At 66.8% G+C, this 14,314-nt stretch carries 15 protein-coding genes; 2 read left to right on the top strand and 13 right to left on the bottom strand.

Annotated features, from left to right (window positions below):
• Positions 1-8: 8 nt before the first annotated feature.
• The 12 genes from tatA to ectA form a co-directional block, all read right to left on the bottom strand.
• Positions 9-263: a Sec-independent protein translocase subunit TatA gene (gene tatA, locus G154_RS19600; protein ID WP_023985779.1), complete on the bottom strand. Its 255-nt coding sequence runs from the start codon at positions 261-263 to the stop codon at positions 9-11.
• Positions 264-293: 30 nt separating this feature from the next.
• Complete coding sequence (locus G154_RS19595) at positions 294-1,244, bottom strand: YafY family protein (protein ID WP_019512933.1); 951 nt, start codon at positions 1,242-1,244, stop codon at positions 294-296.
• Entirely contained in the window at positions 1,241-2,245 is a 1,005-nt protein-coding gene (locus G154_RS19590; protein ID WP_019512932.1) for a YafY family protein, read from the bottom strand. The genes G154_RS19595 and G154_RS19590 overlap by 4 nt, the downstream gene beginning before the upstream one ends.
• 51 nt (positions 2,246-2,296) lie before the next feature.
• Positions 2,297-3,655: a Pup--protein ligase gene (gene pafA, locus G154_RS19585; RefSeq protein ID WP_019512931.1), complete on the bottom strand. Its 1,359-nt coding sequence runs from the start codon at positions 3,653-3,655 to the stop codon at positions 2,297-2,299.
• Positions 3,656-3,748: 93 nt separating this feature from the next.
• Positions 3,749-4,522 (bottom strand): proteasome subunit alpha, encoded by a 774-nt coding sequence (gene prcA, locus G154_RS19580; RefSeq protein ID WP_019512930.1) that lies wholly within the window; start codon positions 4,520-4,522, stop codon positions 3,749-3,751.
• Entirely contained in the window at positions 4,522-5,313 is a 792-nt protein-coding gene (gene prcB / locus G154_RS19575) for a proteasome subunit beta (protein WP_023985778.1), read from the bottom strand. Before prcB ends, prcA begins: the two co-directional genes overlap by 1 nt.
• Before the next feature lie 53 nt (positions 5,314-5,366).
• Entirely contained in the window at positions 5,367-5,561 is a 195-nt protein-coding gene (locus G154_RS19570) for a ubiquitin-like protein Pup (protein ID WP_019512928.1), read from the bottom strand.
• A gap of 84 nt (positions 5,562-5,645) precedes the next feature.
• Positions 5,646-7,154, bottom strand: coding sequence for a depupylase/deamidase Dop (gene dop / locus G154_RS19565; protein WP_019512927.1), 1,509 nt, complete (start codon positions 7,152-7,154; stop codon positions 5,646-5,648).
• A 43-nt stretch (positions 7,155-7,197) separates the two neighbouring features.
• Positions 7,198-8,106, bottom strand: a complete 909-nt coding sequence (gene thpD, locus G154_RS19560) for an ectoine hydroxylase (protein ID WP_019512926.1) — start codon at positions 8,104-8,106, stop codon at positions 7,198-7,200.
• On the bottom strand, positions 8,103-8,501 hold the full coding sequence (locus G154_RS19555; protein ID WP_019512925.1) for an ectoine synthase: 399 nt from the start codon (positions 8,499-8,501) through the stop codon (positions 8,103-8,105). Before G154_RS19555 ends, thpD begins: the two co-directional genes overlap by 4 nt.
• Positions 8,502-8,538: 37 nt before the next feature.
• A complete protein-coding gene (ectB, locus tag G154_RS19550) occupies positions 8,539-9,837 on the bottom strand; it encodes a diaminobutyrate--2-oxoglutarate transaminase (RefSeq protein WP_234713087.1) in 1,299 nt (432 codons plus the stop codon).
• An 81-nt stretch (positions 9,838-9,918) separates the two neighbouring features.
• The gene (ectA, locus tag G154_RS19545; protein WP_019512923.1) at positions 9,919-10,479 is read right to left on the bottom strand and encodes a diaminobutyrate acetyltransferase; all 561 of its coding nucleotides are present in this window, start codon (positions 10,477-10,479) and stop codon (positions 9,919-9,921) included.
• 501 nt (positions 10,480-10,980) lie between these two features.
• Here ectA and G154_RS19540 point away from each other — a divergent pair.
• Positions 10,981-11,658 (top strand): response regulator transcription factor, encoded by a 678-nt coding sequence (locus G154_RS19540; protein WP_023985775.1) that lies wholly within the window; start codon positions 10,981-10,983, stop codon positions 11,656-11,658.
• Here the strand turns inward: G154_RS19540 and G154_RS19535 are convergent.
• Positions 11,631-13,034 (bottom strand): cell wall metabolism sensor histidine kinase WalK, encoded by a 1,404-nt coding sequence (locus G154_RS19535; protein ID WP_019512920.1) that lies wholly within the window; start codon positions 13,032-13,034, stop codon positions 11,631-11,633. The two genes, G154_RS19540 and G154_RS19535, sit on opposite strands and share 28 nt — an antisense overlap.
• 48 nt (positions 13,035-13,082) lie before the next feature.
• Here G154_RS19535 and G154_RS19530 point away from each other — a divergent pair, with 48 nt between their 5' ends.
• Entirely contained in the window at positions 13,083-14,252 is a 1,170-nt protein-coding gene (locus G154_RS19530) for a hypothetical protein (protein ID WP_234713088.1), read from the top strand.
• The last annotated feature ends 62 nt before the right edge of the window (positions 14,253-14,314 follow it).

Here is a 14,314-nt window from a genome sequence, read left to right as displayed (position 1 = left end):
GCAGCTGTCTAGGCCGGTCGTTTGTCGCTGGACTGCTCGGCGGTGTCGACCCGCTCCGAGCTGACCGGGGTGGCCGGGCCGCTGCTCTCGGGCAGCGGGGTGCTCGGCTTGTCGCCGTCCGACTGCATCTCCTTGATCTCGGACTTGAAGATGCGCATCGACTTACCCAGCGAGCGCGCCGCGTCCGGGAGCTTCTTGGCACCGAAAAGCAGGATGAACGCTGCAATCACGATGAGCCAGTGCCACGGTTGAAGACCGCCCAATTCAAACACCTCCAGAGATTGTGGTCGAGTCTACTCGTCTTCGTACGCGAGCACCGCCGCTGCGGCAGTCTGGCGTACCCGGTCGGCGAGCTCGGGCGGGTGCAGCACGCGCACCGCGGACCCGAAGCCCAGTACGAAACGGGCCATCCATTCCAGCGAAGCGTAGGTCATGGCCGCTTCGCAGGCACCGTCGGCAAGCTCGGTCAGCACGCGCAGCGGGTAGTAGTCGAACATCCACCCCGCCGACCTGTCGATCAGCAGCGTCGCCGAGGGCAGCGCCGGATCGGCGTCGAACAATGCGGTGTCGGGGCCCGCGGCGACGGCCGGGGCCGGCGGCCTGGACGGTTCGTCGAGAACCCGCGCCGAGACGATCCGGTCGAAGCGGAACAGCCGCACCCCCTCGGCGCTGCGGCACCAGGCCTCCAGATAGCTGCGATCACTGATCAGCACGACGCGGATCGGATCCACCGTGCGGCTGGACACCGTGTCGTGGGAAGCCGAGTGATACTCCAGTTGCAGCGCCCGACCGGCGCGGGTCGCCTCCCGGACCGCCGCTGCCGATGCACTCTCGGGTTCGGCGGGGGCGACGGTATCCGTCGCGGCTGCCGCGCCGGCCGCCGATTCGATCTTGGCGATGGCGCTGCGGGCCGCTTGGGGGTCGACCATTCCCGGCACATCGAGCAGGGCACGCAGTGCGACCAGCACGCCGGTCGCCTCGGTCGAGGTCAGCCGCAACGGGTGGTCGACACCGGCGGCGAAGGTCACCTCGATGGTGTCCCCGGTGAAGTCGAAATCGATGAGGTCACCGGGGCCGTACCCGGGCAGCCCGCACAGCCAGAGCTGCTCGAGATCGGCGTCGAGTTGTTTGCGGGTGACACCCAACGCCGCCGCCGCCTCATCGCGGGTGACCCGCGGGTTGGCCTTGAAATACGGGACCATGTTCAACAGCCGGACCAGCCGGGTGGACACCTGCGTCGTCATACCGCCTCCCCGCTCGGCGCGCCCGCATGGGCGCGCAACCGGGCCAGCACATCCTCGCGCAGCGAGGCCGGGTCGAGTGCGACGGCATCGGTGCCGTAACTGGCGATCTCACGGCCGAGGCGGTCGAACATCCCGATATCGACGGTGATCTCCTCGCCCGCCCGCCCGCGCCACGCCATGGGGCGAGCGGCGGTGGCCTGCCTGCGCAGCGCCGTGGCCCGCCCCTGCGCGATCCACACCCGTGCCCGCTCGCCGGTCGGGACATCGGCGACCGCCCGCGCCACGATCTCACGCAGGTTCGCCCCGTCGGGGACGGTGACCGCACCCGCAGGGCCGACAGCCTTGGCGCCGGGTCCGATGCGTGACAGCCGGAACGTCCGGGTATCGGCGCGATCCCGGTCGTGGCCGACGACGTACCAGCGGCCACGGTGGGTCACCACGCCCCAGGGTTCCAGCGTGCGGGTCCGGTAGGGGTCGTTGCGGCTCTGCCGATGCTCGAACTGCACCACCCGCCCCGAGTTCGTGGCCGAGAGCAGCACACCGAGCGCCTCCTCCGAACCGCGCAGGCCGGGCAGCGTCGCAGTCGAGCTGATCGCCACGCCGACATCCTCGGAGTCCACCTCGACGCCGGCCGCCCGCAGCTTCAGCAGCGCGCTCTGGGTCGCCGTGACCAACTCCGGGGACTGCCACAGCTGCGTCGCGACCGCCACCGCGGCCGACTCCTCCGCCGTCAACTCGACCGGCGGCAGCGCGTAGGCCTGCCGGTTGATCCGGTACCCCTCGGTGGCGTCGAAGGACGACACCTTGCCCGTCTCCAGCGGGATGCCCAGATCACGCAGTTCGTTCTTGTCCCGTTCGAACATCCGGGAGAACGCCTCGTCCGACGGGCTGTCGGAGTATCCGGCCACGTTCTTGCGGATCTTCTCCGCCGTCAGATACGAACTGGTCGACAGCAGCGCGATCACCAGGTTCATCAGTCTCTCGACCTTGGACGTCGCCACCTCAAGCAGCTTAGGGGGTACCGCCCGCCGCGACGGTGCGCGACGTGCCCATCACATGCTGGCGATGAGTCGCTTGACCCGTTCGTCGACAGACCGGAACGGGTCCTTGCACAGCACGGTGCGCTGCGCCTGGTCGTTGAGTTTGAGGTGCACCCAGTCGACGGTGAAGTCGCGGCCCGCTTCCTGTGCGGCGGTGATGAATTCGCCACGCAACTTGGCGCGGGTGGTCTGCGGCGGGGTGTTGACCGCGGCATCGATGTCCTCGTCGGTGGTGATCCGTGCCGCCAGCCCCTTGCGCTGCAGCAGGTCGAACACACCGCGTCCGCGCTTGATGTCGTGGTACGCCAGATCCAGCTGTGCGATCTTCGGATCGGAAAGCTCCATGTTGTAGCGATCCTGGTAGCGCTGGAACAGTTTGCGCTTGATCACCCAATCGATCTCGGTGTCGACCTTGGCGAAGTCCTGGCTCTCGACCGCATCGAGCTGTCGGCCCCACAGGTCGACGACCTGCTCGATCTGGGTATTGGGCTCGCGGGTCTGCAGATACTCCACCGCCCGGCCGTAGTACTCGCGCTGGATGTCCAGGGCGCTGGCCTGCCTACCGCCGGCGAGGCGCACCGGGCGGCGCCCGGTCAGATCGTGGCTCACCTCGCGGATGGCACGGATCGGGTTGTCCAGCGAGAAGTCGCGGAATGCCACCCCCGCCTCGATCATCTCCAACACCAATGACGCGGTACCGACCTTCAACATGGTGGTCGACTCGCTCATGTTGGAATCGCCGACGATCACATGCAGCCTGCGGTACTTCTCGGCGTCGGCATGCGGCTCGTCACGGGTGTTGATGATGGGCCGGGAACGGGTCGTCGCACTCGAGACGCCCTCCCAGATGTGCTCGGCGCGCTGGGACAGGCAGAAGGTGGCCGACTTGGGGGTCTGGAGCACCTTGCCTGCGCCGCAGATCAGCTGCCGGGTCACCAGGAACGGCAAGAGCACATCGGAGATGCGGGAGAACTCGCCGGCGCGCACGATCAGATAGTTCTCGTGGCAGCCGTAGGAGTTCCCGGCCGAGTCGGTGTTGTTCTTGAACAGGTAGATGTCGCCGCCGATGCCCTCGTCGGCCAAGCGCTGCTCGGCGTCGATGAGCAGGTCCTCGAGCACCCGTTCACCGGCGCGGTCGTGGGTGACCAGCTGGGCGAGGTTGTCACACTCGGCGGTGGCGTACTCCGGATGCGACCCGACATCGAGGTACAACCGGGCTCCGTTGCGGAGAAAGACGTTGGAACTGCGGCCCCAGGACACCACCCGCCGGAAGAGATAGCGTGCCACCTCGTCGGGGCTGAGCCGGCGGTGACCATGAAAGGTGCAGGTCACGCCGAATTCGGTCTCGATTCCCATGATCCGTCGCTGCACACGATCGAGCTTACGGGGTGGGTCCGGGTATCGGTGGGCAAGGCTGGCCAGCGGTTCGTTTTCGGTGTGCGTGCCCGACCCGCGAGTTGCGGCCTAGCCGACCGGCTGTTCGGATTGCCCGTCACCGGGCTCGCCCCCACCGGCGTCCCCTGCGGGCTCCTCGCCGATACTGGGCACCAACGCCTCCAGCGCCGCACCGGTGATCCGCCGGAACGCCCGGCGAGGCCGGTTGGCGTCGAGGATCGCGACCTCCATGGTCGACGGCTCCAACACCCGCGGTTCGGCCCCGTTGCCACCGCCCCGCAGCGCGTTCACCGCGATCGTGACGGCCTCGGCGAGGGTGGCGTTCTCGATGTAGGACTCCCCCAGCGCCGTGGCGATCGGCTCGGTGGTGCCGCCCATGACCACGAAATGCGGTTCGTCGGCGATCGATCCGTCGTAGGTGATGCGGTACAGCTCAGGAGCTTTCGTCTCACCGAAATGGGCCACCTCGGCCACGCACAGCTCCACCTCGAAGGGTTTGGCCTGCTCGGTGAAGATGGTGCCCAGCGCCTGGGCGTAGACGTTGGCCAGCTGCCTGCCGGTCACATCGCGCCGGTCATAGGCATAGCCGCGGGTATCGGCGAACTGGATGCCCGCCACCCGCAGCTTGTCGAATTCGTTGAACCGGCCGACCGCGGCGAACCCGACCCGGTCGTAGAGCTCGCTGACCTTCTGCAGTGAGCGGGACGGGTTCTCGGCGACGAAGAGCACGCCACTGTCGTAGGTCAGCACCACCACGCTGCGTCCGCGTGAAATACCTTTGCGCGCAAGCTCGGAACGCTCACGCATCGCCTGTTCGGGCGAGATGAAATACGGAAAACTCATCAGCCGTTACCGCCCGCGCGTGTCCTCTTGTCGATGACCTGTCGGGCCAGATCGGCGATCCGGGCCTCGGCCACTTCCTCAGCTCCGTCGGCGCCGATCAGCACCGCGGTCGGATAGATGCCGCGCACCAGATCCGGACCACCGGTGGCCGAATCGTCGTCGGCGGCGTCGTAGAGCGCCTCGATGGCGGCCATCAACGCCGAGTCGGCATCGCTGACCTGCGGGTAGAGCTTCTTGATCGAGGATTTCGCGAACAGCGAACCCGAGCCCACCGACTGGAAGCCCTCCTCCTCGATGTTCCACCCGCCGGCGGCATCGAAAGAGACGATGCGCCCGGCGTGGGTCGGATCGACGGCGTCCACATCAAAGGCGACCAGCAGCGGCAGCGCCACGAAACCCTGCAGCGCGGCACCCAGGTTGCCACGCACCATGGTGGCCAGCCGGTTCACCTTGCCGCGGAAGGTCAGTGGGACACCCTCGACCTTCTCGTAATGCTCAAGTTCGACGGCATAGAGCCGGGCGAACTCCACCGCGATGGCCGCGGTACCGGCGATCCCGGTAGCCGCGTAATCGTCGGCGATATGCACCTTTTGGACATCGCGGCTGGCGATCATGTGGCCCTGGGTGGCACGCCGGTCACCCGCGATCAACACTCCACCGGGGTACTTGATCGCCACGATCGTCGTGCCGTGCGGCAGATCCGTCCCGGGTCCGCCGGGCACCTCGCGTCCACTCGGGAGCAGCTGCGGTGCCTGCCGACTCAGAAAATCCGAGAACGACGACAGGTTCAGATGCGTAGCGGTGATATCGAGACTGGTGGGAACCGGCTTATTCGACCACGCCGTCACTGGCCGCCCTTTTGGACATAGGCACGCACGAAATCCTCGGCGTTCTCCTCGAGGACATCGTCGATCTCGTCGAGCAGATCGTCGGTGTCCTCGGCAAGCTTCTCGCGACGCTCCTGCCCGGCCGCGGATGCGCCGGCGACGTCATCGTCCTCACCGCCGCCACCGCCACGCTTGGTCTGCTCCTGAGCCATCGCTGCCTCCTGATTGCTCTGTCCGGTTCTTTCACATTACCGGTCGGCACCGGTATTACTCGGGTTAGCCGGAGTTAACGGCCGTCACGTCGTGAGCTGCTCGACCAGTTCGGCGGCGCTGTCCACCGAATCCAGCAGTGCACCCACGTGCGCCTTGCTGCCGCGCAGCGGCTCCAGGGTCGGGATGCGCACCAGCGAATCCCCGCCGAGGTCGAAGATCACCGAGTCCCAGCTGGCCGCCGCGATATCGGCACCGAACCGGCGCAGACATTCGCCGCGGAAGTACGCCCTGGTGTCGGTGGGCGGATTGTCCACGGCATCGAGCACCTGTTGCTCGCTGACCAGCCGTTGCATCGATCCACGGGCGACCAGGCGGTTGTACAGGCCCTTGTCCAGGCGGACATCGGAATACTGCAGATCCACCAGCTGCAGGCGCGGCGCGGACCACGTCAGGTTCTCGCGGTTACGGAAGCCTTCGAGCAGTCTGAGCTTGGCGGGCCAGTCCAGGATCTCGGCGCATTCCATCGGATCGCGCTCCAGCAGGTCCAGCACATGCGCCCAGGTGTCGATGACGTGGCTGGCCCGTGCGTCTGGCTCGCGGGCGTCGACCAGTTTGGCCACCCGGTCGAGGTAGATGCGTTGCAGCGCAAGCGCTGTCAACTCCCGCCCGTCGGCGAGTGCGACCGTCGCCCGCAGCGAGGGATCGCGGCTGATGACATGGACCGCGTGCACCGGCCGGGCCAACGCGAGATCGGACAGGTCGATACCGTGCGCCGGCCCCTCCTCGATGAGGTCGAGAACCAGTGAGCTGGTGCCGACCTTGAGATAGGTCGACGTCTCGGCCAGGTTCGCGTCGCCGATGATGACGTGCAGGCGGCGGTACTTGTCCGCGTCGGCGTGCGGCTCGTCGCGGGTGTTGATGATGCCGCGCTTGAGCGTGGTCTCCAAGCCGACCTCGACCTCGATGTAGTCCGCACGCTGGGACAGCTGGAAGCCAGGCTCGTCACCGGAGGGTCCGATCCCCACCCGGCCGGAGCCGGTGACGACCTGACGGGACACCAGGAACGGGGTGAATCCGGCGATCACCGAGGAGAACGGCGTCTGCCGGGACATCAGATAGTTCTCGTGCGTGCCGTAGGACGCGCCCTTGCCGTCCACATTGTTCTTGTAGAGCTGCAGTTTCACCGCCCCGGGCACGCTGGCCACATGGCGCGCCGCCGCCTCCATGACCCGTTCGCCGGCCTTGTCCCAGATGACCGCGTCCAGCGGATCGGTCACCTCCGGCGCGGAGTACTCCGGGTGGGCGTGATCGACATAGAGCCGAGCGCCGTTGGTCAGGATCATGTTGGCGGCACCGACCTCGTCGGCGTCGACGATGGGCGCCGGGCCGGTGCCGCGGGACAGGTCGAAGCCGCGGGCATCGCGCAGCGGCGATTCCACCTCGTAGTCCCACCGCGTGCGCTTGGCCCGCTGTAACCCGGCGGCCGCGGCGTAGGCCAGCACCGCCTGGGTCGAGGTCAGGATCGGATTCGCCGTGGGGTCCGACGGCGAGGAGATGCCGTATTCGACCTCGGTCCCGATAATCCGTTGCATGACCAGAGCCTAGGCGACGTGCCCCGTCGCGACGTCGGCGCGTCTATCGGCGGATGGGTGCGGTCGCGGCGCGTGCGGCCAGGTGTTCGGGCCTGCACCGCTGCGCGGCGTACGGCGCCACGAGCCGGTTCTCCACGGAGTTGAACACCAGGAACACATTCGACCTCGGCAGCGGGGTGATGTTGGAACCCGAACCGTGCAGCAGATTGCAGTCGAACCACAGTGCGCTGCCCGCCGCGCCGGTGAACTGGTCGATGCCGTATGCATCGACGGCCTTGGTCAGCGTGTCGCGGTCGGGAACACCGAACTGCTGGGCCACCAACGATTTCTCGTGGTGGTTGTCGGGCGTGGCGCCCACGCAGGGATAGAAGGTGTGGTGCGATCCCGGGATCACCATCAACGAGCCGTTGTAGGGGTAGTTGGGCGTCAGCGCGATCGAGCAGGACACCGCGCGCATGCGGGGCATCCCGTCCTCGGCATGCCAGGTCTCGAAATCGGAATGCCAATAGAAACCGGACCCGGTGAACCCGGGCATCAGATTGATCCGGGCCTGATGGATGTAGACATCGCCGCCGAGCAGCTGCCGGGCGATCGGTAGCACGGTGTCCGAGCGCACCACATCGGCGATCAACCCGCTCAGTAGATGGGGCGCGAAGATCGACCGGATCGCACCACCCGGTTCGCGGATCAGCCGCCGGTCACCGGGTGCCAGATCGGCGGCCAGCCGCTCGATCTCGGTACCGATCGGCCCCACTGCCTCGGTGCCGATGGTGTCGGGGCGGATAAGGTAGCCACGCTCATCGAAGCGATCGAGATCGTCGGCGCTCAACGGTCCCGATGCGCCCGTCCGGTCACACCACACGGCGGGATCTCGGCGCTCGATCGGTGAGATCGCGTGGTCCAACCGGCTCGGGTACGGATCGTGCAGTGCGTGCAGAACAGCGGAACTCATGCCGTCTCCACCTGCTGCGGCGCCGGGTAGGCGCCGGTGGCGTCGTGGACCTCGGCGCCGGTCACCGGCGGATTGAACACACAGAGCATCCGCAACTGCTCGACACAGGTGACGCGATGCCGTTCGTGCCCGTTCAGCAGATACATGGTTCCCGGTCCCAGCTGATGGTCCTCCCCGGTCTCCAGATTGGTCAGGGTGCCGCGGCCCTCGGTCACCCAGACCGCCTCGACATGATGCTGATAGTGGAATTCGCTGACCGAATCGGATTCGATGACGGTCTCGTGGAAGGAAAATCCGACCCCGTCGCCGGCCAGGATGATCCGCTTGGATCGCCAGGCGCCTGCTGCCACGTCGCGTTCGGTGCCGGTGATCTCGGCGGTGGTGCGCACGATCATGAAATCAACTCCTCGTTGCGGGTGCGGTGGATTCTTCTCAGACGGCGGCGGTGACCGATTCGGCGAGGATCTGCAGTCCCGATTCCAGATCGTCACGCGAAGTCGTCAGCGGCGGAAGCAGTTTGACGACCTCATCGGACGGCCCGCTGGTCTCGATCAAGGCACCGCGGTCGAAGGCGGCCCGGCAGACCCGTCCGGCCGCCTCGGCCTCCTCGAAACGCAGTCCCTGCGCCATGCCGCGGCCGCGGGCCGACACACCGTGGTGATTCGCCGCGATACGGTCGAGCCCATCGCGCATCATCGCGCCCTTCTGGGCCGTCTCGGTGGCGAATTGTTGACTCGACCAATATGTTTCGAGCGCCTTGGCGGCCGTCACGAAGGCCGGGTTGTGGCCGCGGAACGTGCCGTTGTGTTCACCGGGCGCCCACACGTCCAGATCCCGACGCAACAGGGTCAGCGCCATGGGCAGTCCGTAACCGCTGATGGATTTCGACAGCGTGACGATATCGGGCACGATGCCTGCGGCCTCGAAGGAGAAGAACTCCCCGGTGCGACCGCACCCCATCTGCACATCGTCGACGATCAGCAGGATGTCGCGGTCGCGACAGAGGTCGGCAAGGGCGCGTAGCCATTCCACGCGCGCCACGTTGAGTCCGCCCTCCCCCTGGACGGTCTCGACGATCACGGCGGCGGGGCGATTCAGGCCGCTGCCGGAGTCGTCGAGCACGCGCTCGAACCAGCCGAAGTCCTCGGTGACGCCGCCGAAATAGTTGTCATAGGGCATCGGGGTGGCATGTACCAGCGGGATGCCCGCACCAGCGCGCTTCATGGAGTTGCCGGTGACCGACAGTGCGCCGAGGGTCATCCCGTGAAAGGCATTGGTGAAGCTGATGATCGACTCGCGACCGGTGACCTTCCTGGCCAGCTTCAAGGCCGCCTCGACCGAGTTCGCACCGGTGGGACCGGGGAACTGCACCTTGTAGTCGAGTCCGCGCGGGGTGAGGATCAAGCGCTCGAATGTCTCCAGGAACTGCTGCTTGGCGGTCGTCGCGATATCCAGTGAGTGCACGATCCCGTCCGCGGCGAGGTAGTCCAGCAAGGCGCGCTTGAGGATCGGATTGTTGTGTCCGTAGTTCAGCGCACCCGCTCCGGCGAACATGTCGAGGAAGGTGCGCCCCTCGGTATCGGTGACCCAGGAGTCACGGGCCGTTGCCAGGGTGGTCGGCCAGGCCCGACAGTAGCTGCGGACCTCGGACTCCACCGACGCGTACACCGCGGGAAGGTCGGCCTCGCTCAGCGATGAGGCACCGTGAAGCAGGGTTGGTTCGAGCAGCAAGAAACTATCCTCCATTGGATATCGACCATCTTCAACGAGATGGTTTGGTGCACTGTGTTTTTGCGGGGGAAGAGCGCGTGATCAGGTGGTTGCCGGAGCGACGACGGGTCCGATGCGCAGCAGCGGTTCGTCGGCATGGGTCAGATCGGGGTCGAGTTGCGCAGCGGTGAAATGCGGTTGCTCCGCCATCGGCACACCGTGGCGTCGGGCAAATGCCGCGAAGAACGCCCGCGACGGCGCGTTGTCGGGGGCGACGGTGGCTTCCACCATGAGCGGTCGGCCACCACCGTCTCGTGCGACGCGGTGCACCAGGTTGTCGAGCATCGCGGCGGCGATCCCCCTGCCCTGCATGGCCGTTGCGACGGCGACCTGCCAGACGAACAACACCGCGCGCCGGTTCGGCGGCGAGTAGCCGGTGATGACTCCCGTCACCCGACCGTCGACCTCGGCAACGACCGAGGTGTCGGCGAAGTCGGTGGCGAACAAGAGATACGCGTATGTCGAATTGAGGTCCAGCACATCGGTTTCGGCGACCAGGCGCCGGATGGCGATCGCATCGCTACCGCGCGGCCGGCGCAGCACGGGCGCCGGGATCTCGCCGTTTCCATCTTGCGGGACAGGGGTTTTGGTCGTGCCGTTCATCTTCAGTAAAAGTCACCACCGAGCAGTTATCGATCATTGGGGAGTTTCGTATCTTCGGTGAGATGAACGTAATCAGAAGGCTGCGCGGCGATCAACCACCACCACCCACGAAGCGTCGACCGTGACATCACCCCAACCTGGGGAAAGCCTGACAATCCCCAGCGCCGCACACCAGAGGGTGTCGTTACCGAATTGTGACCTTGGTTTCGATGCTGTGACCGCGCTCACGTGCACCGATGATGTCGGCCGGCAGTATGTTCGATTCCGCCGCCCATGCCGCGGCCGACGGCTATCGTCGACTGCAGCCATAGCAGAAAGCAGCTGGTCGAGACGTCGCATGACGCGCCAGACCGTCGGCGCGCCACGCGTGGCCACACCGTCATGCTCATCGTTGACAGCGGGGCGTGGGGGCCGGTGCACACGTGACGCGCCGACCTCGCGCTCGACCGGTGCGCCCCGCGCATCCCGGGCCGACCACCAAGCCGGTAGACATAGAGGTCTATGAGAGTGCTGATCGTCGAGGACGAACCTCGGCTGAGTTCCACCCTGGCCATCGGTCTGCGGGCCGAGGGGTTCGTCGTCGTCGAGGCCGCCAATGGCGTCGACGGTCTGTGGCAGGCCACCGAGAACGATTTCGACGTCGTGGTGCTCGACATCATGCTGCCCGGCCTCAACGGCTACGAGGTGCTGCGCCGGATGCGCGCCAAATCGGTCTGGACCCCGGTGCTGATGCTGACCGCCAAGGATGGTGAGTACGACCAGACCGACGCCTTTGACCTCGGCGCCGACGACTACCTGACCAAGCCGTTCTCCTTCATCGTGCTGGTCGCCCGGCTGAAGGCCCTGGTTCGGCGTGCCGCACCCCACCAGCCACCTGTGCTGACCGCCGGAACACTGTCGGTCGACCCGGGTCGGCGCACGGTGCAGCGCGGCGACAAGGCGCTCTCGCTCACCCCACGCGAGTTCGGCCTACTGGAGTACCTGATGCGCAACAAGAACGTCGCGGTCACGAAGGCCGATATCCTGCACAACGTCTGGGACGCGCATTACGACGGTCCGGACAATGTCGTCGAGGTCTACATCGGTTATGTCCGACGGAAGATCGACATCCCCTTCGGCACCAGCACCATCGAAACCATCCGCGGCGTCGGCTACCGGTTGACCGCCGACGACAACTGAACCACCGCGCGGGTACCGCCGCCGGGGCGGTCCTCGATGCTCACCCGACCGCGGTGCGCCGCGACGATCTCGGCGACGATGGCCAGCCCGAGGCCGGTACCGCCGGCATCCCGCGAGCGCCCTTCGTCCAGCCGCACGAAACGATCGAACACCCGCTGCCGGTCCGCAGGCGGGATTCCCGGCCCGTCATCGCCGATGCTGAGCACCGCGGTGTCACCGGTGGTGCGGAGTTCGACCTCGACCGACGAGACGGCGTGGCGCGCGGCGTTGTCGACGAGGTTGCGCAGCACCCTGGCCAGCGCGGCCGGATCGCCGCTGACGCGCACCGGCTCGATGACGGACCGCACCTCGATACGCGCTCCCGCATCGGTCGATCCGTCGATCTCGCGCCGCATCCGACGCACCGCGTCGGCGGCCAGGTCGTCGAGATCGACATCATCGCGACGCAGATTCCACCCCCGCTCATCGGCGCGGGCCAATAACAGCAGGTCGTCGATCAGCGAGCGCATGCGTTGCGCCTCCGGCATCAGAGTGTGCTCGGCAAGCTCGGCATTGAGCAGTTCCGGATGGGCCTGAGCGACTTCGAGAGCGGAGATGATCGTGGCCAGCGGACTGCGCAACTCGTGAGAGGCATCGCCGACGAAGCGCTGCTGGGCGGCGTGGCCGGCCTCGACACGCGCGAGCATCTGGTTCATCGTCAGCGCAAGCGCCGCTATCTCGTCACGCCCCTCGGGCACCGGGACCCGACCGGTGAGATCGGATGTGGTGATCTCGGCGACCCGGGACCGGATATCGTCCACCGATCGCATCGATCGGCGCACCAACAGATACGTTGCCGCGGCGGAGACCCCGATCACCACCGGCGCCGCCACCGCAAGCGCACCGACCACGGTGGCGACCGTCGAGATGACCACACGGCTGCCCTCACCGACCACGACGGTGTAGCGATCCCCGTCGGGCCCCACCACCGACTGGGCGCTGAACCGAATCTGACCCACTGCCGAATCATGTTCTGGCATACCGATCAACGGGCCGGGACCGATCTGGTCGATGGGGATCAACGGGGTATCCGGTGCGCCCGGCGACCGACGCACCACGGTGGACTGGCCGTCGATCACCTGGACGGACAGGATCCTGGTATCGGTCGACAACAGTTCGGCATCCAGCGCGGCCGGGCCACCGGTGGCGACCGCTGCGGCCACCCGGGCCACGCGCGCGGCCGCGGCGTTGTCGACGCCGGTGAGCATCGATTGGTAGAGCACCCAGGACACCACGACCGCGGTGACGGCCAGCGCGCCGAGCACCACGCTCGCCGCGACGAATGCCGACCGTGCCGAGATCCCCCATTCGCCGGGGCGGGTCAGCACGGGTCTCATGCGTCCACTGTGCCAAACAACCGGCCACCGATACCGCACAATATGGCGGTGTCCGAGTCCAGCCCACGAGCGAGCGACGAGCAGGTGCACGAGTGGTTCCTGCACAGAGGTTTGCCGCTGGTGCTCACCCGGCGCGTGCGATCGCGTGCATTGATCGAGCGCTCCGCCCCGATGATCAGCTCGGTCGGAGCCTTGACGGCGGTGACGATGCTGCTTGCCGAGATCACCGGCGCGGAACCGAACTACGGATACGCGCTGCGCCTCGGCATCATCGCCGTGGTTCTGCTGGCCGCGCCCTTCGCGCTGTATGTGCTGCATCGCCGCGACACCACGCTCGGCGAGGTGGTGCGCCGGTGGGGCGCCTGGTTGGTCATGGCGATCTTCGTCATCGTCATGCCCGTGACGGTCAACGGCGCGACCGCCGCGGCGGCCGCCGAAGTTCCGCTCTTCGTGCTGATCTCGCTCATCGCGATCTGGTTGACCTACCTGGGTTTCGGATCGATCGCGTCATGGGCATTTCGCTTCGCCTGGGTCCAGCTCGGTGCGCTCGGCAATCTGATGAGCCGTGCACTGCCGCTGCTGATGCTCACCGTGGTGGTCTACTTCACCGGTGAGCTGTGGCAGCTCGCCGCCCGCATGACCCGGCAACGCCTCTGGCAGACAATCGGTTTCCTGGCTCTGATCGCCCTGCTGTTCATGGTCACGACGATCCGCGACGAGGTCAAGGCACTGCGCGAGGATCGGGCCGGGCAAACCGATCCGGCAAGCCTGCTTGCCGGGACCCCGCTGGCCCCGCCCGCCGGCCACCAGCCCACCCGCACGCCACTGTCGCGCGCCGAACAGGTCAACGTGGTGGCCGTGATGGTGGTGTCGCAGGCCATCCAGGTGGTGCTGTTCACCGCGGGCCTGTTCGCCTTCTTCCTTGCGTTGGGCATCATCGCGGTCCCCTATGAGGTGACGGTGCTGTGGGCCGGTGAGCAGACCTGCGCGGTCGGCGAACCCCCCTGCGCGGGAACCTGGTTCGGAATTCACATTCCGATTCCGCAGACGGTGGTGCACACCTCGCTGTTCGTCGCGGTGCTCTCGGGCCTGTACTTCACGGTGAGCACGAGTGTCGACCCGCTGTACCGCGAGCGGTTCTTCGATCCACTGGTCGCCGACGTTGCCGTCAGCCTCGCCGGCCGTGACGCCTACCTGGACATGGAGTCTGCCAGCTGAGTCTCGGAGTTTGCACTGCAAATTGTCAGACTCGGACATAGAATCCCTACGCTGCGCATCAC

This window comes from Mycobacterium sp. VKM Ac-1816D (assembly GCF_000416385.1).
GTDB classification, from domain to species: Bacteria; Actinomycetota; Actinomycetes; order Mycobacteriales; family Mycobacteriaceae; genus Mycobacterium; species Mycobacterium neoaurum_A.
The sequence above is the reverse complement of the archived record's forward strand: the minus strand, read 5'-3'. Positions and strand labels throughout refer to the sequence as shown.

Coding starts and splice junctions, on each gene's coding strand:
- G154_RS19595 (WP_019512933.1), bottom strand. CDS start 1,244: ATGACGACGCAGGTGTCCACCCGGCTGGTCCGGCTGTTGAACATGGTC.
- prcA (WP_019512930.1), bottom strand. CDS start 4,522: ATGAGTTTTCCGTATTTCATCTCGCCCGAACAGGCGATGCGTGAGCGT.
- G154_RS19570 (WP_019512928.1), bottom strand. CDS start 5,561: ATGGCTCAGGAGCAGACCAAGCGTGGCGGTGGCGGCGGTGAGGACGAT.
- dop (WP_019512927.1), bottom strand. CDS start 7,154: ATGCAACGGATTATCGGGACCGAGGTCGAATACGGCATCTCCTCGCCG.
- thpD (WP_019512926.1), bottom strand. CDS start 8,106: ATGAGTTCCGCTGTTCTGCACGCACTGCACGATCCGTACCCGAGCCGG.
- G154_RS19555 (WP_019512925.1), bottom strand. CDS start 8,501: ATGATCGTGCGCACCACCGCCGAGATCACCGGCACCGAACGCGACGTG.
- ectA (WP_019512923.1), bottom strand. CDS start 10,479: ATGAACGGCACGACCAAAACCCCTGTCCCGCAAGATGGAAACGGCGAG.
- G154_RS19540 (WP_023985775.1), top strand. CDS start 10,981: ATGAGAGTGCTGATCGTCGAGGACGAACCTCGGCTGAGTTCCACCCTG.
- G154_RS19535 (WP_019512920.1), bottom strand. CDS start 13,034: ATGAGACCCGTGCTGACCCGCCCCGGCGAATGGGGGATCTCGGCACGG.